The organism is Victivallaceae bacterium (assembly GCA_036659455.1).
Lineage (GTDB): Bacteria > Chlamydiota > Chlamydiia > Chlamydiales > Chlamydiaceae > JAVXCN01.
This window is the reverse complement of record JAVXCN010000002.1, coordinates 58,078-81,678: the sequence shown is the minus strand read 5'-3', so window position 1 is coordinate 81,678 and position 23,601 is coordinate 58,078. Positions and strand designations below refer to the sequence as shown.

Genomic DNA, 23,601 nt, shown 5'->3' with positions numbered 1-23,601 from the left:
AAATAAGCAGCTCAATCAACTATTTCCCTGGAATTTTTGCCTTCTTTTGCCGTATAATCGGAACTTCGAGAAGTCCGGAACTCTGACATTATTGACCGAAAACGATCGGTGCGAAGCGACTACACAACTCCCGGGCTTGAAGGATTGTAACATGGAGAACGATATTCTACTCAACGTAGAATCAAAAGAGATTCGCTGTGCACAACTTAGAAACGGAATTTTATCTGATTTGATTATCGAAAGAAAGAAGATCAGGCAGTTAAAAGGTAATATCTATAGAGGCACGGTTACTAATATTTTAAAAAACATTCAATCGGCTTTCGTCAATATAGATGAAGGAGAAAACGGATTTATTCATATCTCGGACATTCTCGAGAATACAAAAAAATTCGAAGATCTTTTTGACTTGGATTTCGAACCGACCGTTTCTAAAAAGAAAGAAAAACAAGAGAAAGAGACTCACATAGATGATCTCTTAAAACTGGATAGTCCCGTTCTGGTACAGGTGGTCAAAGAACCCATCGGAAGCAAAGGAGCTCGTTTAACTTCAAATATCTCCATTCCCGGTAGATACTTGGTATTGTTGCCGAATTCTCCTCATAGAGGCGTATCTAGAAAAATAGAAGATCCCCATACAAAAGAACGCCTAAAACAGCTAATTAGGGCTTTTGAAATGCCTCAGGATATGGGATTGATTTGCAGAACGGCCAGTATGTTTACTTCAAGGGATGAACTTATTGAAGAAGCTCATGAGCTGTTGAATACCTGGTCTAAAATCATCGAAAGATTCAGCGCTACGAATTCTCCTGCTCTTTTGTATGAAGAATCGGATTTGCTGAAACGCGCCGTAGTTACTTGCGTCGATAAGAAATACAATCGTCTTTTGATTGACGATTATCCTGTTTTTCAAAAATGTAAGAAAATTCTTAAAAGATATGCAAGTGATGCGCCTTTAAAAATCGAGTACTATAGAGATTCCACTCCGATATTTGAGCGATTCAATATTGAGAAAGAAATAGAAAAAGCCATTCGTAGAAAGATCTGGCTTCCGGGAGGAGGTTATCTATTTTTCGATAAAACGGAAGCTATGCATACCATCGACGTGAACTCCGGAAGAAGCACCAAAACCGAAAGCAATGTGGAAGAAACATTGGTTCAAATCAACTTGGAGGCTTCTGAAGAAATAGCCCGACAATTACGTCTTAGAAATATAGGCGGTCTCGTCATCATTGACTTTATCGATATGAAATCCCGTAAGAATCAACGTAGAGTCTTAGAACGTTTTAAGGATTGTATGAAAACCGATTCAGCAAAATGCACTATATTGAGCATGAGCGAGTTCGGTTTAGTCGAAATGACGAGACAACGTAACCGTGAATCAATTGTACAAACGTTATTCACCAATTGCCCTTATTGTTGCGGAAATGCTTTGATCAAGACTCATGAGACGGTAATGATTGAAATCGAACGTAACTTAAAAAAAGTCATCAAATATCACAAACAGATGAACTTGGAATTAATTATCCATCCGGAACTTGAAGACTATATGAAGATTGACGACGATATCGAGACTCTTATTAAAATAGCCAAGCAACTTAAGGCATCTTTGAAAATTCGATCTTCTGACTTGCTACACCTTAACCAATACCAATTTATTTCTCTTTCGACAGGGGAAATTATTAATTTGTAAATTTTCGCATCTCTATGGATTTTGAAAATCTAATTAAAACATCGTTCTTGACGAATAAAATTTCTCAAGTCACTTATAACATGTTATGGGAGCTCTATAGATCTTATGTAACAGCTACTAAGAATACCTTCACACCACTCGACGAAGTCGAAAAGATCTTTCGGACGTATCTTAAATTAGTAGAACAGGATTACCAAACCCCGTTTTCTTTTGAACTGTTTCATAAGAAAGTCTTATCTCCTTTCAATCATAGGACGTTCGGACTTGACTTCTTAAGACCGATTGTTCTCTCATCAACTATTCTCCATGCAGAGGTTGTCCAAGATGCAGTCGAACGTCTGAGACAAGGAGAGAACGTCATATTCCTAGCTAACCATCAAACGGAATTCGATCCTCATCTTATAACGCTTGCATTATCGAATGCCAGCTTTCCCCATTTTACGGATGACATGATTTTTGTTGCCGGTGATCGCGTTATCAAAGATCCCTTAGCGAGACCTTTTAGTATGGGGTATGATTTATTGTGCATACATTCCAAGAGACATATAGAACATCCTCCCGAAGAAAAAGAAAAGAGGTTAAGGCATAATCAAAAAGCCCTACAAACTTTCAAAAGCTTATTAAAAAAAGGTTCCCAATGTATTTATGTAGCTCCTTCCGGAGGACGTGATAGAAGGAACGAACAAGAGATTATTGAGATAGCTCCCTTCGATGAAGGCAGTATAGAAGTTTTCAGACTACTGGCAAAAAGTTCGGGAAAGACTATGTCGTTTTATCCTTTGGCTTTAAAAACTTTTGATATCCTTCCTCCTCCTCCTGTAATTAAGCACTCTCTGGGAGAATCTCGGAATATATGTCGAACCGATATTTTTTTAGCTTTCGGAAAAAACATAAACATAGAAGACATACCCGGAATAGAAAAAAACCATCAAAGAAAAATACGCCGCGATTTGTTATTTAATAGCGTTCTTGAACTTTACCAGGAAATTTTATATTTCGAACAATCAAAATCGACATGATGAAAAACCGGGAACTCCTTTTAAAATCCAATAAATTAGTATCGCAGTAAGGCTTGGCGGTAAGGCATAGAGAAATAATTTAATAAATGACATTCTATTGAAAAATTCTCTTAATTGGATGTATCCCAATAGATTCGGTGAATTCGATAATAGGGTTAGTCCTCCGGCAGAAGTAATACCCGTAAAAACTAAATAATGATAACAATCACCGGATTTTTTAACATTCACAGCTAAATAGCTCACAAAGGTGTTGTCTAAAAACGAAGATAAAACAAACGATAAGACTACGGTTCCGATATTGGAAAGTCGATTCATAATCAAAGAAATCCACCACTCCTGTAAATCTCCTAAAATTAAAACACCGACATAAAACAAACCGATAAAAGCCGTTTTTTGCAAATGCAAAGGATTTTGATAAAAAAGAGTGACTTTATGAAAGATCAGGAAAACAACAAATAAGGCAGCCAAAGTAACGGTTTGAGATTTGACATAAATAACCACAACTATAAAAACTATATGCACCAATACAAGCCAAAAGGGAAGTACCGTTTTTTTTTCGAGACGACTTGCAGTCTGTTCGGGAAATTTTTGAAATTCCTTTCTAAAGATCAAAAAATACGTTGTTGTAGAAATGATAATAGCAATTAACGCCTTCCAAGAAAAATTTTCAAAGATAAAACTTGGTTTCCATTTTAGAGTCGGTTGAACCAAAAACAAAGATCTCGATGACATTGGAGTTAAGATGCCTCCTATGGAAATATTAGAAAATAATAAACCCATAGTGGCATATCTAAAGGATCGAGATGGCATTAAATTATAAATTTTTTTAGACAGCATAGTTGCCGCTATAATCATAGCTCCTGTTTCTTTCACTAAACAGGACATAAAAGGAGCACCGATTAATAAAGTCCACCACCACGCTCTAGGCGTACTTTTTCCTAATCCGGCAATGAACGTTAAAACTCTATCTGCAAAGAAAATTATCGGTTTGGAATTCACTAAAATAACCATCATAATAACATAGAGCGGGAATGAATAGTTTCTGGCTTCGAAATAAGCAAATGTTAATTTGGGGCCTTCCAAGAAAAAAAATAAGCAAAATAAAACTATAGGCCAGAAGAAAAATACAAGTTCCACTCTACTCAGAGTCGATAATATTTCACTAATCATGTAATATTTTTTTGATGCTTCAGGATAAATCAATTGCTTATTTTTAAATTGCTGTGAAATGAAAAATAACTTCGGAGTTAGAAAAGTGTGTACAATGGCTAGGGCAAATATAATAGCCGAACCGATAAATAGAGATTGAGAATACTGCGGTAATAGCAACAATCACTCCGGATAAAATCAAAAAATATTGTTAATCGGGTTTTATAAGAAAAAAACAATATTGTCACAACAAATCAAGAATCGATTTCACATATCTTATTTAAAAATAAACTCCTTAAAATCAAGTAGTTTATAAAAATTAGACACAAATCGTTTGTAAAAAAAAAAATATTACTATAAGTATTATTTTGAATTGCAAATGAGGAAGATAGAATGCACCTTGATACTCGAAATTTAGAAAAAAACACGGAAAATCATAAAGTCAATTCTACCGCCGGAAAAATTAGTACGTTTTCTCTTAGAACAATAGAACTTTGCGAAAAAGTCCTGCCGAATTCCGCAAATTTTCATAAAGAACAGTTAATTGAATACACAGCCAAAAAATTCGCTCTTTCTTCATTACAAGATAACGAAGAAAAAGCGTCCTGCAACAAGGTATCAAAATTAACGGAAAAGCTTCATCAATTAATTAAACAAAAATAGCCTCTTCGTGAGGAACACAAAACCATTGAGAAGGAGTCTTCTTTCTTAAGATAGGTTCTGCAAGAACAAAATCGAGAGAAAGTGTCATTAATTCTTGGGAGACTCTTTCTTCATAATCAGTAAAAATAACAAAGGTCGATCCAGAGCCCGTCATAAAAATCAGTTCCGAAAAGTCCCCTAAAGACTTCATAAGCGTCCGTTTTAAATCACGAAGAAAAGGAAAGTAAGAAAAGACGGTTGATTCAAGATCATTATGACCAAGAAGAAGTTTCTCTTCGTATCGAATACAATTAAACACAAATTTTTTGTAAATTTCCTTAGTAAGAGTACCTGGTCCTGGAGGAAAAACTAAAAAAATCTTTTTATTACCTAAGAGATCATCTTTAAAATCATTTACGGATAAATTTTGCCCTCCTTTACACATCGCCCGTCCGGAAGAAAAGAAAAAAGGAATATCTGCTCCCAGTTCTGAAGACCATGACTTCAATTCCTCATCGGAAAAACCAGTCTCACAGAGTTGGTTTAATCCGAAAAGCACTGTAGCAGCATTACTACTACCTCCGCCTAAACCAGCACCTATAGGTACATTTTTTTGTAAAAAAATAGAAAATTTATTTGAAATTCCAGATTTAGATCTAAATAAATCTCGGGCAAGAATTGCTAAATTATCGCTGCCGGATATGTCTTCTCTCGAAGATATAAAAACATCCCTATCGGAGTCGGAGATTACAAGATAATCTCCGAAATCTAATGCTTGCATTAGAGTATTCAGATAATGATAACCGTCAGGAAGGACGGAAAGAACTCGTAAAAATAAATTGACCTTGCAAGGCGAAAATAAAGATAACACAACGAACTATTCGTTTTTAATCCCTAGCTGCTTCAGAAAAAATATCTACGATAAGATGAGCTATAACACCTTCTTTCAATCTCAAGGGAATCAATTTTCTTCCTAATTCTTTTAAAGCATAGTGTGAAGACGGAAAACTCTTTCTTTCCAAATGGAGACCCTTCTCCGTAGCCGACTGAATCAAATCGGTAACCGTGACGGAACCGTACATTCTTTGTTCAGGGTCTACTTTCACAAAGAACTCAAACACCATCTCCGCTAACTTGGAAGACAAAGATTCGGATTCAAGCTTATCGAAAGCAGCTCTTTCCAAGCGCTGCTTTCTCAATAGTTCTTGCATTTTCAGAGTTCTTCCGGTAGCACGAAAGGCTTTTTTCTGTGGTAGTAAAAAATTTCTTACATAACCGGGACGCGCGAAAACAAGATCACCACTTCTTCCCAAACCTTCGATATCTTCCAATAAAAGCAACTGTTGCTTCATTTTTCAAAACCCCTTAAAAATAATTCCTAATCTTCACCAACAAATGGAAGCAATCCAATATACCGTGCTCTTTTTACAGCCAGCGTCAACTGTCTTTGGAAATGAGAAGATACTCCAGTGATTCTTCTAGGTAAAATCTTACCTCTCTCCGTTATGAAGCGTTTAAGCGTCTCTACATCCTTATAATCGATAGCCTTCCATCCTGCCGTTACAAACGGACATTTTTTATTAAAACGCTTACGTCTGTTACCGTCTCCGCTGAATCCCCCGCTAGGCCTATTCATTCGTTATCAATCCCCAAATTAACACATTATTTATTCCGCTAAAGTAGCGAATTCTATTACTTCCTGGACTTTATCAGTCTTTAACGTCATAAACCGTAGCAAATCCTCATTAAGATGATACTCTTTCCACAACTCACTAATCGCCTGAGAAGCAACGGAAAAATAAACCAAATAATAATATCCTTCACGAGCTCCACGAATTTCATATGCCAGTTTCTTTCTACCCTGATCATGAATCTTTAAAACTTCACCGCTGTAGTTAATAATGCCTGAAGTAACTTTATCCAAAGCTTTACAACGAGCTTCTTCGCTTAAGGTAACACTAAAAACGTACATTCCTTCATAAAGCTGTTTTTCATCTTTTCCCATCTATCTCTCCTAAAACAGAGACCTATTTTATTGACTATCTAATACTAGGTCTACTAAAACTTGATTTTTCTTATAGAAGCCTCTTCAGACCTTATGTAAAAGCCATTCTTTAACCAAAATGATTGCTTCTTCAAAAATCATAGGTAAAGCACCTTGTTCTTCAAAGGAAAATCTACCCAACACAAAATCAGTTAATCCTTTGGAATCATCCAAAGGTCGACCTATTCCCATTTTTAAAACCCAAGAATTCCGAAAATCCAACACTTGATTAACGCTTCTTAATCCGTTATGACCACCCGCTCCAATACCTTGCTTTAAACTTAGCTTACCGAATGGCTTATCCACATTATCCACTGCTATCATAATCCGGTCAGACTCAAGGTTAAAACGATTCCTAAGAATTCCCAATGAATTACCCGAGAGGTTAACAAAAGTCAGAGGCTTAGCAATCAACAAATCTTTGTCTTCGAAAGATACTTTAGCCAAGTAACTTTTTAAAGCCGTTTTCCTTACAAAAATTCCACCTAAACAATCAACCACATAATCAACGAAAGCAAACCCCAAATTATGTCTCGTTTGCGCAAACGAAAGGCCCGGATTACCGATACCGACCAAAAGACATAAATCTTTCTCTGCCATTATCTACGTGTCACGGTCACGACAACTTCTTTTAAGGAGGTTATCGGCTTCATTGTGAGAGGTAACACCATATCGCACAGCTTTTTAGTTTGAGCCATTCCCAAATTTTTTACGTCCACTTCAAGATAAGGAACGATATGATCGGGAAGACAAATAACTTTGAGCGCGTATACAATCTGTCTCAAAACACCACCCAATTTCACACCCAAACAGTCCATAACATTTACGCATTTTATAGGAATATTCAATGTAATCGGGATGTTGTCGACTAATTCTTCAAAATCAATATGGATTACATCATAAGTCGTAATATCATATTGAATATCCTTTATGATGGTTTTTAAAACCTTACTTCCGTAAGCCAACACAAAGATTGTCGAAGATAAAGTCCCAGGCTCCATAGAACTTAGAAATTTTTTAAAAACAGAACCGTCTACGACAATATTAGCCCCAGCTTGACCACAGAAATAAATAACCGCAGGAATATCCCCCTTCTGACGAATCATCTTCAAAAAAGATTTCTTACCAACCGAACGATCCGTAACTGTAAGCTCCATGATCCCTATTACTCCAAAACAACTTTTCTCGAATCTAACAACATCTATAAAAATATCCGCCAAGGGCCGATGAAAAAGATCAACCGCAAATAAAGGACGGAAGCAATATGAACTCGCCCAAACAAAACAAAAATGGAAAGTCCAGCGACAAAGCTACCACTTTAAGTAAGAAAAAGTCAATGAAAGAAGAGTCGATCGGACGATCGGACGAAATAAAACATTATTTTTAAGAAAAAAATCGTAAAAACGACTTTTTTTCCCATGAATACGACGAGTTATTTCATCGAATGGTGACACCATAGAAACGAATTTTGATTTATTCTCTTTAAGATTTCATAAAAAACCATATCCGGCTTTTAAATTTTTTTTTCATAATCAAGAACTATCTTTCGGAAAGCTAACCGCATCAAAAAACCTTACATCCATACGATAATGATGTCGTGGATCCTGACCAGTCGGATCATCCATTAAAATTACCTCTTTTATTAAGGTGTTCATCATAACTCTTCGGGAATTCAATCGATATCTATCCATGATTGCGACTCCATCACAAAAATTCCGTTGATTCGGGAAGTATTTAACAAATCGATTATTAATTGAACCGTAATAAAAATTTGAGATTTGTCTTTACGATCCGGACCCAGACAATCAAAGTGAGGAATTGTCATAAAAATAATCCGAACGAAAACACTTCTGACAACATCGGCCAAAATAAATTAATTCCATCCGACCAGTAATTGAGTAAAGAATCAAAGATTTATAAATCAATCCACAGTTAAGGGAAAAGATGCATTGAATATCGCCTAAAGAACACACGGATATTCGAACAAGAAATCCAAGATAAGAATCCGCGAAAAAAACGATAAATTCATAACCGAATTTTTCAAAAACATCTGGGGTGGAAGGATTCGAACCTCCGATACACGGTACCAAAAACCGCTGCCTTACCGCTTGGCTACACCCCAAAGTCAAGAAAAATCCTACTATTCTTGAGAATTTTACTACAAGTAATTAGCTCAAAAACATTCAATTCTCCTTAAAAATAATAAGGGATGTAAAAATCGCCTCCTATATTCCGAAAAAGATTTCAATTTAAAGCACTCTTGTTATCGTCTTAAGTTTTCTTTCATAAAAATAACTTGTGATCCTAATAACTCTTAGGAATTAAAGAAAGATAATCATAAAAATTAATTTATGAAAAGTATGGAACGTGTTAACTATAACGCTTGGATATCATAACATTCGGACACGCATGAAAATCACTCACGTTTGCTCTGAATTATCTCCTTTAGCATGCACAGGAGGTCTCGGCGAAGCAGTTGCAGGTCTTACTAAATCTCTGGCAAGACAAGGTTATTCAATTGAAGTCATTCTCCCTCATTACCGTTTATTAAATTTAAATTCCTCTCACTTAATAACCGATCGTCAACTGAATTTTGTTTTCAGATCGAATATCGGAGGAATAGAAACGGATATCGAAGTCAAAAAATTCATCTATCATAACGATATCAAACTTACCCTGTTAAAATTTCCCGAGAATCTCCCCGTATTCGATCGAGATCGAATATATGGGTACGATGACGATGTCGAAAGATTTTTAATATTTTCTTCGGCAACTAAAGAATATTTGATTCAATCCGGTCTACCAGATATCGTTCATCTACACGATTGGCATACGGCTTCTTTGGCAGCTTTTCTTAAGGAAATGAACTGTAAGACCATTTTTACCATACATAATTTCAACTATACCGGTCCCTGCGACACTAAAATTTTAAAACGATTCGGAATATACAATACCTCAGATTGCAACTTTCAAGATAATAACTCTTCAATCTCGCTGTTAAACACGGGGCTTGTCTGTGCAGACAGAATTACGACCGTATCACCTACTTATGCCAAAGATATTCTATCGACGATCAAAGAATCGAATCTTATAAAAGTTTCGGATAAAAATATTCTCGGTATAACGAACGGAATAGATTTTGAGTATTGGAATCCTCAAACGGATCCTTTCATTAAAACCAGATACTCATTGAAATGCTTAAACATTGAAGATAATTTTTTCAAAGCCAAACAAACCAACCGAGAACAGTTATCGAAAAAACTAGGACTTACATCTTCCTCAAAACCTCTTTTCGGGATCGTAACACGCCTTACCGAACAAAAAGGCTTATCGTTTATAAAAGAAGCTCTCTTCAAAACTCTTGAATACGGTTGTCAAATGGTCCTTATGGGGTCTTGTTCCGATTCCGAAACGGAGAACATCTTTCGAGATTTAAAACAAAAATTGGAGACAACGGGACAAATATCTATTGAGTTGTCTTATGACATAGCACTTTCTCATTTAATCTATGCGGCTTCCGACATCTTTCTGATGCCTTCTTTATTTGAACCTTGCGGGTTGGCTCAATTAATCGCCATGCGTTACGGCACGGTTCCTATCGTTAATAAAACCGGAGGATTGATCGATACGGTAGAGGCGGATGTGAATGGTTTCATATTTGAGCACTCCCACGGAGACTTCATAAACTCTCTGAAAAAAGCCGTTCATTTGAGGACGACTCACCCTGATTCCTGGAAACGATTGGTTCGAGAAGGAATGTCTCGAGGCTCCGATTGGAAAATTCCGGCTCAACAATACTCCAAGCTTTACGGTACTTTAATGTAAATCGTTGAAGAACGTTTTCAAGAACATAATTACAAAAACTTCGAAGATTGCCAAAAAAGAAATTATCGAGATCCCTTTCCGGAATTCCTTGGTTCTTTTAACAAGAGAAACAGATAACTTTTGTTAGCCCATAAATATTCGATTCCGGAAAAAACAGAGTAAACGGCAACCAAAGACACCCCTATCGTACTTATTTTCATCAAAGTTTCCGAAGAAAATTTTCCTAAAGAATACGGAATCATTGCAAGAATGATTAGAACGGAAATAGTCCCTTGAAGAATTGCCTTCAGTTTTCCAGTAGTCCTGGCAGCAAGAACAAATCCTCTTAAAGCACAAACCGTCCTTAAAGTACTTGTAACGGAATCTCTCGCTAAAAAAATAAAAATAAGCAATATCGGCAAATTGACCGGAGGTTGGGTGAACGTGATGAAAACAGAAATTCGATAAACGGAATCTACTACGGGATCCAAAATTTTCCCCAGATCAGTAACTTGAGAAAATTTCCTAGCAAAAAATCCATCAAAAACGTCGGATAATTCAGTGAGGATAATTAAGCTCAAAAGAATATAAGGTTGAACAATTCCACTAATTCCAAACCAATAAGACTTCAAATATATAATCATGAATAAAGGAGTGATGAAAATTCGAAGAAAGGTCAAATAATTAGGAAGACCCATACTATACCGCACGAAAATGGTTAATCAGGACAAATTATTATGATAAACGAATTTAAAATCTCATTAAAATTTTAAATTCCGTTCCACTGAAGATATGCTGAAGTCCTCAGTTGATCATATAACGAATTCCTTTTAATATTCTAAATATTAAGTTTGAATCAAATAAAAAATTGGAGTTCTTATGCAAACCTTGCAGGACATGATTCTCATTCTATTCAATTTTTGGCAAAAGCAGGATTGCATCATACACCAAGGTTATGATTTAGAAGTAGGGGCAGGTACTTTCAATCCGGCTACGTTTTTAAGATCTCTCGGACCCGAACCCTATCGCGCGGCTTACGTTGAACCTTCCAGACGACCTCAAGACGGAAGATATGGCATTCATCCGAATCGATTGCAGAATTACCATCAATTTCAAGTCCTCCTAAAACCCGTTCCGAAAAATTTTCAGGATCTTTTTCTCGAGTCCCTTCAATACATCGGTCTTGATTTGAAGGAACATGACATTCGTTTCGTACACGATGATTGGGAAAATCCAACTATAGGAGCCAGTGGGCTGGGATGGGAGGTCTGGTTAAATGGTATGGAGATCACGCAATTAACCTATTTTCAAACTGTAGGCAGTCAGTTGCTATCCGTGATTAGCGGAGAAATCACTTACGGTCTGGAAAGAATCGCTATGTATCTACAAAAAAAAGAATCCGTCTTCGATATCATGTGGACTAATGAATTAACTTACGGAGATCTCGTCAGATCATCAGAATTTGAATGGAGTCAATATAATTTTGAAAAAGCAGACGTAGATATGTGGTTACGACTTTTCCGAGACTTTTCTAAAGAAGCCGTTACTCTTCTCGATGCAAATCTTCCGCTACCTGCTTATGATTTCGTTATAAAAGCTTCCCATGCCTTTAATATTTTAGACGCCAGAGGAATTATTTCAATTACCGAACGCACCGGATATATCTCTCGCATTCGTCAATTAGCAAAAGAAGTTGCCGAGAAGTATATAATAAGCAGAAAAGACAAAGGCTTTCCTCTGATGAAAAATCATGAGAATGTAAATTCAAGTCAGACGGATAGGACCCCTCATGTCCGTCTTAACGAAATCTGCGACTTAAAAACAAAAGACGACTTTCTTCTCGAAATAGGTTCTGAAGAATTACCGGCAAGTTTCGTTCCCAAAGGCATGTCTTCATTAAAAATACTTATTGAAAAAATGCTACACGAAGAATGTTTCGAGTTCGAACAGGTACGAGTTTTCGGAAGTCCCCGAAGAATTTCATGTTTAATCTCACAATTGGCAAATCGAAGTCAACCTCGAACAACGGTTAAGAAGGGTCCTTTGTTGTCTCACATTTTCGAAGAGAACGGTACTGTAACAATATCCGGAAAAAAATTCTTTAAATCCATAGATATGCAGCTGTCTTCTGCGGAAGAGATCCTGCACCATTCGAATCTAAAAGTTCAAGATATCAAAGGCGTTAAATATTTATTCGTACATTCGCAGAATATTTGTCGATCCATACAAGAAGTTTTTCTGAAGCAAATACCTGAAATCATCAAAAACATGACTTTCCCTAAAAAAATGCGGTGGGATGAATCAGGTTTCGAATATGCCAGACCAATTCGTTGGATGGTAGCCCTTTACGGTAAAGAAGTCATACCGATAGCGGTTCCGAAAATAACAGCTTCCAATATCTCTAAGGGACATCGACAATTACACCCTCATGAATGTATCATTTCGTCCGCCTCTACTTATCTAAAAGAACTGGAGCGGTCTTTTGTAATTGCAGACCAAAACACTCGTCATCAAATGATTTCGGACGAATTAGATACAATCCGGTTAAATGAAGGCTTATGCAGTGAATTTAAAGACAGATTAATTAACGAAACTACATATCTTTCGGAATATCCTTTCGTTATGTTAGGTTCTTTTCCGGAAGATTTTACATCATTACCTAAAGAATTATTAGTAGCGGAAATGGTAGAGCATCAAAAGTATTTTCCTCTATCCGATCATACTGGTAAGCTCACGAATCGATTCGCCGTCGTGATCGATAATCACCCAGGATCGGTAATCATTCAAGGTAACGAACGCGCGTTAAGACCGCGATTAACCGACGGAAGTTTCTTATTTAAACAAGATCTAGGTGTCCCCTTAGAAAAATTCCTTGAGAAATTATGCTTTGTAAGATTTATGGATAATTTCGGATCTTTAATGGACAAAACGGAAAGAATTAAAGAAAATGCAAAGAACCTGTTTCAATATTGTCCCATTTGTAATAAAACCGAGTTGGTAGAAGCTGCAAGCCTTTGTAAAAGAGATCTTGTTTCTGCGGTTGTCAATGAATTTCCTGAATTGCAGGGAATCATGGGCTCTTATTATGCCCTTGCTTCAGGATTCTCTTATCGTGTTGCATTAGCCGTTAAGGAACATTTATCCCACATTCATCCGGGAGATCCTATATCGCAAACTGGGGCCCTTTTAAGTATTGCCGATAGAATCGATAATATTATTGCCTGCTTTTCAAATAATCTTAAACCCTCCTCTTCAAACGATCCTTATGCTTTACGTCGTCAGGCTTTAGAAATTCTTACATTAATCTTAGAAAGGAAATTGGATTTTAACTTTTCGGTCTTTCTTGGCTTTTGCATCGACAGATTTTTCAAACATTTTAACGATCAATTGCCGACTGAGGTAATTCATAATCCTGCTTCACTACAAACGGAAATTTTGAGTTTTATAAATGTCAGATTTCGAACGATATTACAAAATCTCGGATATAAAGACGAAATCTCATCTATTGTTTCGAGATTAAAAGAGTTCAATTATTATCAATGTCTTGACACATTCGTAGAATTAAGAACCATTAAAAATACGCAGCCCTTATCTTTTGCACAAATTGCCAAGGTATATAAAAGGGTCAAAAAACTCCTCCTTAAAGACATAAAAATTGAAAACGGTACGGAGGCGGATTACACTTGTATGTCTGTTGCAGAAAAGGAGCAATTAAACATTATCGATAAAGATATATTTTTCAACGACTCAATAACGCTTAATGAAAAATTTGATCGTCTTGCAGTGCTATCTCAAAAATTAGATAAATTCCTGAATGAATTCAAGATTTTCGATAACAATATCGATTGTGAAATCGCGAGACTCAGAATTTTACATAAATGCCTCAAGTGTTTCGAAAACATATGCGATTTTGACTGTTTTTGATTTAAAAAACATATCTTGCTTTAGGACAGCCGATTAAAACGTACTTTAATTATGGACTTTCATCATAGTAATAGTTATTAATCGATTAAATTCTTATCCGATATTCTTTTTCGAACATCACGATATAGCTGTAATTTTTAAAATGTATTTAAGAGTTGACAAACGTTCAAGAGCCTTTGAAGAGCATTGTCCGATATCTACAATAAGAAATTAGTGGTTATAAAAAATCTTCGATAATCCCTGCATGATGATATCATCATCTATAAAAAGATTTTTGTTTTTATCTTATAAAGATTAGCCCGTGTATTCCGAATATACAATACGATTCAAACAAACAGTAAGGCTTTCGAAAGCTAAAACCTTATCTCCTCTGAATGCAAAAGAAACGATCGATAGAAAAAAACAAGCAACAAATGTTTTTCTGAAAAATGGCAATTAGAGAGTGATTAAAAAAAAGACAGATGAATCCGAGTATCGCAATGATTGCATAACAGAAAATTTAAAGACGTATGAAATTCAAATCGTTTTTGATTCAAGAAATGCATCTCGTTCTAAAAATTAGAACGAGATCTCTCAAAACAGTTTGACTATAAGTTTTGTTCAACAAACTGCTCAGCGTGATGCTCAACGTGTTGAAAATACTCACCGGTCGCCAGAGCCTCTCCCAGGCAAATAAGTTCTTCGGAAGACATACCCCTAATATTGCCCAATTCCAGGATAAATCCGGGAGGCCCGAAAGGTATGATTAAAATGAGAGGCAATTCATATTCACCACCGAAATCTTTCTGTAAACATTTATATAAATAATGCTCTGAGCCATATTCTTCTGAAGACACCACCATACAATCATTCTCTTCCAAGAATTTCCTCAACGGTTGACAAACATCGATAAGACGTTGGAGAGCGCCATCTGCCGAATCGATACCTGCAATAAAAAATTTTCCTTCTTCAAGAGCAGTCCGGAATTTCTCTTCAAAAACGCTCTCCGCGGAGATTTCCTCCTCTTCATCACAGACCTTCTTCTCTTCGTCTTGCAACTGCTGAACGTCAATGTGTTCCGCATGCACAATACGATTCCATGGAGCATTACGACTTTCAAAAGCCAAAACCTTACCTCCTGTGAATCCGAAAGAAACGGCCAATAGAAGGACAAACAAACAACAGATGTTTTTTTTCATTGTTGCAAACCCTTTTTTTTAAAAAAAAGGCATTCTAAGAAAGGAAATAAAAAAAAGATAGATAAATCGGAAAATAAAAACGACTAGGCAAGTTCTTTTTCGTGAATCTCCCATTGAATATCGGATAAAAATTCACGATCACTTACTTCACATAACGAACATCCGCAAAAACCCATCCCACAAGAAGTAATAGGCGCTTGATATTTTTCTTCCTCTATCAAACCGATAACGGACAGACCTAATCCGGATACTACAGGAAAAATTTTAGATTTTAATAATAAGGGTTTCTTTACGGAATAAACGATCGTACTTTGGGCTAGGGTTCCGATAAAATTTTCTTTGAGAGATTCGGTTGGAACCGTACAGAAAATTTTACAAAAAGACGAAATCGATAAAATTATAAATAATAAATATAAATTGAAATTGAATTTCATAAAAACACAAATAACAAAAAGAAAATTATATACTATACAATATAATTAACAAACAAAAATTATTTTGTTTCTTCAACTGAAGATATTAAACGAACATTAGGTCGCGCTTTCTGTATAGAATCAAACTCTGCCAATAGCTCCCAAACACCGGCTTCGGTCGAGTTGTTGATCCGTGCTTGAATAATCTGTTTATCCGATAACCACGTTCTTTCTAAAAGTCGCTGCAAACTTTCCAAAAACCCTTCTTCTGCTTTTTCTATCCTAATTTTGCGGCCGAAAATAATATCGATTAAGGTAATATCCTTAACAACTTCATTGATTTTAAAAGGACTCGAAAAATCGTGATTTCGATAAGCCGACAAGCAATAACGAAATAGTGATTGACAATCAGGGATCAGAAAACTCTCTTCGGTAAGATAATTTTCGACTGTAGCAATAAAAGCAGGGTTGCTTTGTCCAAAACGAATCAACCATCGTAAGACATCCGTTTCAAGAATTTTATTGGGATCAACATTCATTTTCTTGTTACGAGTTTGAGGCACCTGTAAAAAGGTCGATCTCTGAGGAGGTAATCCGAATTTTGTTACAACATCCTCCGGCAACTGCATAATCGATGCCAGTTTTTTTAAACTTTCATGAACTACAACGGGATTTTTCCAGCTATGAATTTGTTTCGAAAGACTGTCCACCAAATCTGCTTTTTCTATAGGAGATCTTAAATTTTTTTCGGCAGCAATAGAAAAAATCAAAAAAGAAAGATAGTCTTGCGCTTTATCCAAAAGTAAAAGTAAGGATTCCATACTATTTTTTCTAAGAAAGATATCCGGATCCTGTTTCTCGGGTAAGGAACAGACATAAACGTCCATACCGCAAATTTGAAATAAATCACCGATTTTTATGGCTGCTTTTTTGCCCGGCTCGTCTCCGTCGAAGAGAAGGAAAACTTTTTTAATACCTAATTTTTCCAATTCTTTGACATGCATTTCTCCGAAAGCGGTTCCTAAAGCGGAAACCGTCAAATTCAAACCTGCTTCTATAAGTTGAAGGCAATCGATTTGCCCTTCAACAATCAAAGCACGTTTTTCTTTCGACATTCTTCTTCTGGAAAAATTCAAGCCATATAATACCGAGGATTTTTTAAAAAGCGGTGTCTCTGGGGTATTTACGTATTTTCCTCCGTAAGTACTCTCTTTGTACTTTCTTGTAGAGAAGCCTATCGTTCTGTTCATGATATCGAACACAGGGAAGGTGATTCTGTCTTCAAATAAAAAAGAACACTTCTCTCCAACAAAAAATCCGGCTTCTTTTAAATCATTAAAAGCAACGTTCCTTTCTTCCATCATTGTAATAAATAAATTTTCATTCGGAGCATATCCGATTCCGAACCGATGAAAGGTGTCTACGGTAAATCCTCTATTATAAAGATATTGTAAGGCTTCTTCAGCCTTAGGCAATTTAAAAAAACAATATTTGAAAACAGTATTGGCTTCGTTATAAATGCTTCGTAATAAAGCTTTAGAGCCATCCGATTTTTCTCCGAAATTTTCCGTCTCAAGAAAAACTTCAAATTTTTTACTCAAACAAGAAACCGCTTCCGAAAAAGAATAATTCAAATAGTTCATTAAAAATGATACGGCGTCTCCATGTACGCCACAACCGAAACAATGATAATGACCCTGAGAAGCATTGACAATGAAAGAAGGAGTATTCTCAGAATGAAAAGGACAGGATGCCTTATACGTGGCTCCCCTTTTTTTAAGGACAATGTGTTCTGAAATGACTTCCACGATATTTATTTTTTGTCGCAGCCGATCTAAACTTTCTTGAGTATACATTAGTTAAAAACCGATCATTACCGGGACCAATCTAAAGAATTTTTTCCTAAAGATAAAGTTTATTCTCCCCTAAGGACAGTAAACGCACTTCAAAATTTTTTCTTCGATAAAACTATCTTACATAAAGTAGAAACTTAAACCTTTATAGCATTATAATAGGTAAGATCAAAGAGACCCCAGTAACTTTGCTTTTGCTATGACGGATAACAGGCTAACATGACAATCTCTTCTCTTAATAAAAAAATGACTCCCATGATGGAGCAGTGGACCCAATGTAAACAAAAATCGGGTGAGGCCATTCTATTATTTCGTCTCGGAGATTTTTATGAAGCATTCTATGAAGATGCAGAAATCATGGCTACCGCTTTAGAACTAACGCTAACGCATAGACAAGGCATTCCGATGAGTGGTGTTCCTCATCATGCAGTCGACGGTTATATAGATCGTCTTATCGATAAAGGATTCAAGGTAGCCGTTGCCGAACAATTAGGCTCTTTGAATGATGAGACGAAACAACCTATAAAAAGAGACATCGTGCGTTTTATCACTCCGGGTACTCTGCTTTCTTCAAGTCTTCTTACCGAAAAAACGCATAATTACATAATTTCTTTAACACAGTTAGGTCAGATTTTCGGTTTAGCTGCTTTGGATATTTCCACAGGTTTACTGGAAATATCCGAATGTAACGATATTAAGGATCTGATAAATGAACTTTATAGCCTTCAACCATCCGAAATCTTGGTTTCACAAAAATTTTCGAAGAAACGAGCGGATGTTCTACAGGAAATAAATAAAATTACTACTCCGGCTATTTCAATTTATAAAGATTGGCATTTCGAACACGAAGTAGCCTATAAATTTTTAATCGATCACTTTAAAACTTCGAATCTGGAAGGTTTCGGAATCAAAGAGTTAATAGGAGGCATAAATGCTGCAGGCGGTTTGCTTTCTTATATTCGCAACGAATTATTTCTACCGATTGATCACATTACTTCCGTAGTTAAAAAAGATCAAAAAGACTTTTTGATCATAGATCGCATATCTTATATCAACTTGGAATTAACACAATCTTCGAATAACGGCAAAGGAGGACTATCTCTTCTTGAGGTCATAGATAAAACGTTAACACCTATGGGTGGCCGATTTTTAAAAATGAGTCTTAACAAACCCTTGTTATCCGTTACAAAAATCATCCGACGGCAAGAAGCCGTATCCTTTTTTTATCATCTCAACGAAACAAGATATGCTGTTGGCAAGACATTAAAATCAATCCGCGATATCGAACGATTAATTAATAAAATCATTACCGGTTATGCCTCTCCCAAAGACGTTCTTGCACTCGGTTCGTCATTGGAAAACGTCGTTTCTCTGTATCGAATTTTCAATCACTCACAACTCCCTCTCGTTATTGAAAAGCATATTCGTCATAACCGGGAGATTGAAGAATTAGCACGATTGATTTTTGAGTCAATCGTAGATCACCCTCCCCTGAAAACCTGTGAAGGAGGTATTTTCAAAACGGATTATAACGAGGAACTAAAACGGTTAAGGTATGATGTAGCTCATAGGGAAGAATGGATTCTCAATTACCAAGAAACTCTTAGAAAACAGACAGGAAGTAAAAAACTGAAAATCCATTTTAATAATGTTCTCGGTTATTACATCGAAATCTCCGGTTCTCAGAAATATAACTTACCGGAAACTTTCATTCGAAAACAAACGCGTCTCAATGCGGAACGTTTCATTTCACATGAATTGAAGGATTTTGAATCTTATATGCTCACGGCTCGGGAACAATCTTTTGCTCTGGAAGAAAACCTATTTAAGGACTTTCGAAATAAAATTGCTGCCGATAAAGAGATTATTCTGAAAATCGCCCATTCAGTAGCTCGAATCGATTTTTTCCATTGTTTAGCTACAGTTGCCAAGCAAAACAATTACACTAAGCCCATCATTAACGCAACTTCGGTATTAAAAATTAACAACGGCAGACATCCTGTTATTGAAAAAACTCAACCCAGCGGACAATTCATTGCTAACGATTGCGATTTAAATAATGAAATAAACCAATTCATGCTTATTACCGGACCTAATATGGCTGGTAAATCTACCTATATAAGACAAAATGCACTCATTGTTCTACTAGCTCAAATGGGTTCGTTCGTACCTGCCGATCATGCTGAAATAGGAATTGTAGATAAAATTTTCACTAGGATTGGGGCTGCCGATAATCTATCACGAGGTATGTCCACGTTTATGGTTGAAATGACGGAAACGGCTAATATTTTAAATAATGCCACCGATCGTTCTTTGATAATTCTCGATGAGATAGGAAGAGGAACCGGAACCTATGACGGTCTGGCAATCGCTCAAGCCGTAATAGAATTTTTAATGGAGACGAAAGGTAAACAAGCCAAAACTCTTTTTGCTACCCATTATCGGGAATTAATTCATCTTGAAAAAATGTTTCCGAAATTTCTTAATTACCATGCCGAGGTTAGCGAATCCGGAAGCGGTCCCATTTTTCTTCATAAAATCTTAAAAGGATGTGCAGCAAAAAGTTACGGTATCCATATTGCTAAATTAGCAGGATTTCCTTTCGAAGTAATAAGCAGAGCGCAAGAATTACTCAACAGTTGGGAACAAGAAAAAGAAATTGCTCACAAAACAATTAAAAATACTGATTCTCGACAACTTACTCTGTTTTGAGTAAATATAAACCTTGTGTAAGGTTTATCTGTGACACATATGTTTCTTGATTGGAAATCATATCCGACTAATCCCGGCGTATATTTAATGAAAGACGCTAGCGGATCTATTATTTACATAGGGAAAGCTAAAAACTTACGGCTCAGATTAAAATCATATCTCAAGAATATGTCGGATATTCGAGAACAAATTCCCTTTCTCATGAAACGTGTAGCTAACATTGAGACCATAACCGTTTCCAATGAAACGGAAGCTTTGTTGCTGGAAAATAATTTAATCAAAAAACATCGACCGAGATATAACATACTCCTAAAAGATGACAAAACTTTTTACAGCCTTATCATTGATTTAAATAATCCCTGGCCTAAAATCAACTTAATCCGCACCAAAACCCTCCCATTGAACAAACAAAACGTACTGATTTTCGGGCCTTTTCCGAATTCAGAATCCTGTAAGACACTTTTATCGGTAATCCAAGAACTGTTTCCTTTAAGAACCTGTTCCGATAGAGAACTTCTATCCAGACGTCATCCTTGCCTATTATACGATATGAATAAGTGTTTGGGTCCTTGTTGCGGGTTATGCACTAAAGAGGAATACGATATTTTGGTTAAGGGGGTAATTTTATTCCTTAAAAGAGGAGCCGTATCTACTTTAAATCTTCTCAAAAAAGAAATTGTACAAGCTTCTCAAAATCTCGAATTCGAAAAGGCAGACAAACTATATAAAACCGTACGATTGCTTAAAACGGCGTTAATGACACAAAAAGTCGAAAAAACACAACTCTTTGATATTGATGTTATAGGTTTTTTTAGAAAAGAATTACAGGTTATAGTCACCGTGCTTACCATAAGAAAAGGGAAACTTATCAATGCCGTACATCACATTTCTCAAGAGAATATCGAAGACACTGCATCTCTAATTGCTTCTTTTTTGATACAAAATTATGAAGGAATACAGCAATTACCACATAAAATTCTTGTACCCGTCAAAATCCCAAACATAGTTTCCGAATGTCTGAAAACGAATATTCAATGTCCTCTACATGGAGAAGGACATAAATTAATTGCCATGGCATCTATTAATGCCGAAGATCATTTTAATAAAATTCTTCAACTAAAAGTAACCATTAAAGACGATTTATCATTACTATGCTCTCAGCTACGCTTGAATCATTTTCCGAAAAGAATCGAATGCTACGACGGCTCTCATCTCCATGGTAAGGATGCCGTAAGCACATTCGTGACCTTCATCAACGGAGAGTCTTCTCCGGAAAATTATCGAACCTTTATTGCCAAACAAGAACATAAAGGCAATGATTACAGTTTACTCAAAGAAATTATAAAAAGACGCTTCGGTAACTTTACTTTAAACACAATATTCCCCGATTTAATTATTATAGACGGAGGAAAAAACCATTTACAACTAGTCATTGAGACACTTGAAGAGCTGAATATCCATAACATCGACGTTATTGCCATAGCCAAAGAGTCCGGGAAACACGACAAGGGATTAAGAAGAGAAAAAATCCATACCCGAAAAAGTTCGACTCCGATTATCTTGCCGTTCAATTCACCGGTTCTTTTACTAATACAAAAGATAAGAGATGAAGCACACCGATTCACTATTAGTTTCCATAGAAAACGGCGTAGTAAAAGCCTTCTTGGAGACAAAATATCCATATCCGGAATAGGCCCCAAAAAACAAAAAGCTCTCCTAGATAAATTCAAAAACTGGTCAACAGTTTTTACATCAAACTATACTGACTTAAAAGAAGTGAAAGAATTATCCGAAAAAGATATTCGCAATATCCTTGCTCATACCAAGAGTCATACATTTCGGGAAAAAGATCTCATCTAAATCTCTTCGGCTTCCTCTTTAACAAAGAGAACTTCCTCTTCTTCCTCACTTTCATTCTTTTCGTCTTTTTGAGCCAGACTGAGACCTTTAACTATTACATGAACCGTAGCCACGTGAAGTCCAGTATATTGCGATACTTCTTCAACTATTTTACCCTGAATTTCTTCGGTTTTTTCCGGTATTGCTATTCCATAATCAACATTAACCTCAACCTTGACTTTCACTAAGTGATTCTTAGAATCTTGTTCAACATAAATCCCCTTGACTCTTTCGACATCTCTTCCGAACAAAGTATCCATCAACGTGCCTCCGATCAAAGAGACTCCTTCTATTTTGGCTAAGCAGTGTAAAATGATGATTTGTATAACTTTCGTTTCAATATCGCGACTAAATACAGTTTCAGGAAATTCTAACTCCTTAGCATCCAATTTTAAATTCGACTTATCGTCCATGGCTCCTCCGCTTTTCATTTTTCTAGAAAGAAATTAAATAGTAGGTGAATAATAACTTTATATCATACTTGAAAAAAAAATCGTTACTTTCCTTTAGGAGAATTCCATGTACTTTTTTATGTTACCGATACAAATTCTTCTAGGCATAATCAGCGCCTACATAGCCTTCAAAAAACAGCGAAACCCTTTTGGTTGGTTTTTCGTCGGATTTTTGTTTGGGCTAATCGGCATTGTTATCGCAATGATATTGCCCCCTTCCGATATAAGCGGCAACTACTCAAACCCAAACAATTCCCAAAAATTAGAAATTCTGTCCGAAGAAGTTAAAGATAAGGCCGAAAACACAATTACACCACCCATCTTTGAAACTTCGGATTGGTTTTACTTAAACGAAAACAAGAAAGCCATAGGCCCATTTAACGAAGAAAACCTTATCAAAACCTTACTCACAAAAGAAAACAGAAAAGAAATCTGGATCTGGAAAAAAGGAATGACCGATTGGCAAAAAACCACCAGTATTGCGTCAATTAACAACCGTTTGAATTAAATCTTACCAGCTAGCCTTGACAACTCCAGGTATTTCTCCCATAGAGGCCATTTGTCTAAAACAAATTCTGGATACACGGAATTTTCGCAAGAACCCTCGAGGTCTTCCGGTTATCTGACAACGATTATGCAAACGAATGGGAGCGGTATCCCTTTTCATCTTATTCAAAGCAATACGAGCTTTCTCTCTTTCTTCTTCTGTTACGGTCAAACTTTTAACGATTTCCCTCAGAGCGGATCTTTTGTCTCGACCAAGCTGAACCAAATATTCTCGTTTTTTCTGTTTTGCTATAGAAGATTTCTTAGCCATTAATA

Annotated in this window: 22 protein-coding genes, 1 tRNA gene and 1 pseudogene; 9 read left to right on the top strand and 15 right to left on the bottom strand. The window is 36.2% G+C overall.

What is annotated here, in order from left to right; genetic code table 11:
- The first annotated feature begins 151 nt into the window (after nt 1-151).
- Both RSA43_04395 and RSA43_04390 read left to right on the top strand, forming a co-directional pair.
- Complete coding sequence (locus RSA43_04395; protein ID MEG2496514.1) at nt 152-1,690, top strand: Rne/Rng family ribonuclease; 1,539 nt, start codon at nt 152-154, stop codon at nt 1,688-1,690.
- A gap of 14 nt (nt 1,691-1,704) precedes the next feature.
- On the top strand, nt 1,705-2,709 hold the full coding sequence (locus tag RSA43_04390; protein ID MEG2496513.1) for a 1-acyl-sn-glycerol-3-phosphate acyltransferase: 1,005 nt from the start codon (nt 1,705-1,707) through the stop codon (nt 2,707-2,709).
- Here RSA43_04390 and RSA43_04385 read toward each other — a convergent pair.
- Nucleotides 2,695-4,041 carry a putative Na+/H+ antiporter gene (locus tag RSA43_04385; GenBank protein MEG2496512.1) on the bottom strand — a complete coding sequence of 449 codons (1,347 nt, stop codon included), beginning with the start codon at nt 4,039-4,041 and terminating at the stop codon, nt 2,695-2,697. The two genes, RSA43_04390 and RSA43_04385, sit on opposite strands and share 15 nt — an antisense overlap.
- Before the next feature lie 210 nt (nt 4,042-4,251).
- Here RSA43_04385 and RSA43_04380 point away from each other — a divergent pair, with 210 nt between their 5' ends.
- Nucleotides 4,252-4,521: a hypothetical protein gene (locus tag RSA43_04380; GenBank protein MEG2496511.1), complete on the top strand. Its 270-nt coding sequence runs from the start codon at nt 4,252-4,254 to the stop codon at nt 4,519-4,521.
- Here the strand turns inward: RSA43_04380 and ispE are convergent.
- The 8 genes from ispE to RSA43_04340 form a co-directional block, all read right to left on the bottom strand.
- The gene (ispE, locus tag RSA43_04375; protein ID MEG2496510.1) at nt 4,508-5,371 is read right to left on the bottom strand and encodes a 4-(cytidine 5'-diphospho)-2-C-methyl-D-erythritol kinase; all 864 of its coding nucleotides are present in this window, start codon (nt 5,369-5,371) and stop codon (nt 4,508-4,510) included. The genes RSA43_04380 and ispE overlap by 14 nt on opposite strands.
- A 16-nt stretch (nt 5,372-5,387) precedes the next feature.
- Nucleotides 5,388-5,852, bottom strand: a complete 465-nt coding sequence (gene rplI / locus RSA43_04370; protein ID MEG2496509.1) for a 50S ribosomal protein L9 — start codon at nt 5,850-5,852, stop codon at nt 5,388-5,390.
- Between the two features lie 26 nt (nt 5,853-5,878).
- Nucleotides 5,879-6,136: a 30S ribosomal protein S18 gene (gene rpsR, locus RSA43_04365; protein MEG2496508.1), complete on the bottom strand. Its 258-nt coding sequence runs from the start codon at nt 6,134-6,136 to the stop codon at nt 5,879-5,881.
- A 30-nt stretch (nt 6,137-6,166) separates the two neighbouring features.
- Entirely contained in the window at nt 6,167-6,505 is a 339-nt protein-coding gene (gene rpsF, locus RSA43_04360; protein MEG2496507.1) for a 30S ribosomal protein S6, read from the bottom strand.
- 84 nt (nt 6,506-6,589) lie between these two features.
- Nucleotides 6,590-7,144 carry an aminoacyl-tRNA hydrolase gene (gene pth, locus RSA43_04355; GenBank protein ID MEG2496506.1) on the bottom strand — a complete coding sequence of 185 codons (555 nt, stop codon included), beginning with the start codon at nt 7,142-7,144 and terminating at the stop codon, nt 6,590-6,592.
- The gene (locus RSA43_04350; protein MEG2496505.1) at nt 7,144-7,701 is read right to left on the bottom strand and encodes a 50S ribosomal protein L25/general stress protein Ctc; all 558 of its coding nucleotides are present in this window, start codon (nt 7,699-7,701) and stop codon (nt 7,144-7,146) included. The genes pth and RSA43_04350 overlap by 1 nt, the downstream gene beginning before the upstream one ends.
- Nucleotides 7,702-8,216: 515 nt before the next feature.
- Entirely contained in the window at nt 8,217-8,369 is a 153-nt protein-coding gene (locus RSA43_04345) for a hypothetical protein (GenBank protein ID MEG2496504.1), read from the bottom strand.
- A 225-nt stretch (nt 8,370-8,594) separates the two neighbouring features.
- Nucleotides 8,595-8,666 (bottom strand) — tRNA-Gln (locus RSA43_04340).
- 287 nt (nt 8,667-8,953) lie between these two features.
- On the opposite strand from RSA43_04340, the gene RSA43_04335 reads away from it, so the two are divergent.
- Nucleotides 8,954-10,369, top strand: a complete 1,416-nt coding sequence (locus RSA43_04335; protein MEG2496503.1) for a glycogen/starch synthase — start codon at nt 8,954-8,956, stop codon at nt 10,367-10,369.
- A gap of 62 nt (nt 10,370-10,431) precedes the next feature.
- Here RSA43_04335 and RSA43_04330 read toward each other — a convergent pair whose 3' ends face one another.
- Entirely contained in the window at nt 10,432-11,046 is a 615-nt protein-coding gene (locus RSA43_04330; protein MEG2496502.1) for a CDP-alcohol phosphatidyltransferase family protein, read from the bottom strand.
- A 181-nt stretch (nt 11,047-11,227) separates the two neighbouring features.
- Here RSA43_04330 and RSA43_04325 point away from each other — a divergent pair.
- Nucleotides 11,228-12,103: pseudogene (locus RSA43_04325) on the top strand (glycine--tRNA ligase subunit alpha).
- A complete protein-coding gene (glyS, locus tag RSA43_04320; protein MEG2496501.1) occupies nt 12,089-14,272 on the top strand; it encodes a glycine--tRNA ligase subunit beta in 2,184 nt (727 codons plus the stop codon). Before RSA43_04325 ends, glyS begins: the two are co-directional and overlap by 15 nt.
- Nucleotides 14,273-14,859: 587 nt before the next feature.
- On the opposite strand, the gene RSA43_04315 is transcribed toward glyS, so the two are convergent.
- The 3 genes from RSA43_04315 to dnaG all read right to left on the bottom strand — a co-directional run bounded on the left by RSA43_04315 (nt 14,860) and on the right by dnaG (nt 17,719).
- On the bottom strand, nt 14,860-15,450 hold the full coding sequence (locus RSA43_04315) for a hypothetical protein (GenBank protein ID MEG2496500.1): 591 nt from the start codon (nt 15,448-15,450) through the stop codon (nt 14,860-14,862).
- 83 nt (nt 15,451-15,533) lie between these two features.
- Entirely contained in the window at nt 15,534-15,884 is a 351-nt protein-coding gene (locus RSA43_04310; GenBank protein ID MEG2496499.1) for a hypothetical protein, read from the bottom strand.
- A 59-nt stretch (nt 15,885-15,943) separates the two neighbouring features.
- Nucleotides 15,944-17,719, bottom strand: a complete 1,776-nt coding sequence (dnaG, locus tag RSA43_04305) for a DNA primase (protein ID MEG2496498.1) — start codon at nt 17,717-17,719, stop codon at nt 15,944-15,946.
- Nucleotides 17,720-17,935: 216 nt separating this feature from the next.
- Here dnaG and mutS point away from each other — a divergent pair, with 216 nt between their 5' ends.
- Both mutS and uvrC read left to right on the top strand, forming a co-directional pair.
- Complete coding sequence (gene mutS / locus RSA43_04300) at nt 17,936-20,428, top strand: DNA mismatch repair protein MutS (protein ID MEG2496497.1); 2,493 nt, start codon at nt 17,936-17,938, stop codon at nt 20,426-20,428.
- A gap of 39 nt (nt 20,429-20,467) precedes the next feature.
- On the top strand, nt 20,468-22,288 hold the full coding sequence (uvrC, locus tag RSA43_04295) for an excinuclease ABC subunit UvrC (protein ID MEG2496496.1): 1,821 nt from the start codon (nt 20,468-20,470) through the stop codon (nt 22,286-22,288).
- Here uvrC and RSA43_04290 read toward each other — a convergent pair.
- Complete coding sequence (locus RSA43_04290; protein MEG2496495.1) at nt 22,285-22,740, bottom strand: Asp23/Gls24 family envelope stress response protein; 456 nt, start codon at nt 22,738-22,740, stop codon at nt 22,285-22,287. The genes uvrC and RSA43_04290 overlap by 4 nt on opposite strands.
- A gap of 106 nt (nt 22,741-22,846) precedes the next feature.
- Here RSA43_04290 and RSA43_04285 point away from each other — a divergent pair, with 106 nt between their 5' ends.
- Complete coding sequence (locus RSA43_04285; GenBank protein MEG2496494.1) at nt 22,847-23,287, top strand: GYF domain-containing protein; 441 nt, start codon at nt 22,847-22,849, stop codon at nt 23,285-23,287.
- 3 nt (nt 23,288-23,290) lie between these two features.
- Here RSA43_04285 and rpsN read toward each other — a convergent pair whose 3' ends face one another.
- Nucleotides 23,291-23,596: a 30S ribosomal protein S14 gene (rpsN, locus tag RSA43_04280; GenBank protein MEG2496493.1), complete on the bottom strand. Its 306-nt coding sequence runs from the start codon at nt 23,594-23,596 to the stop codon at nt 23,291-23,293.
- Nucleotides 23,597-23,601 lie beyond the last annotated feature (5 nt).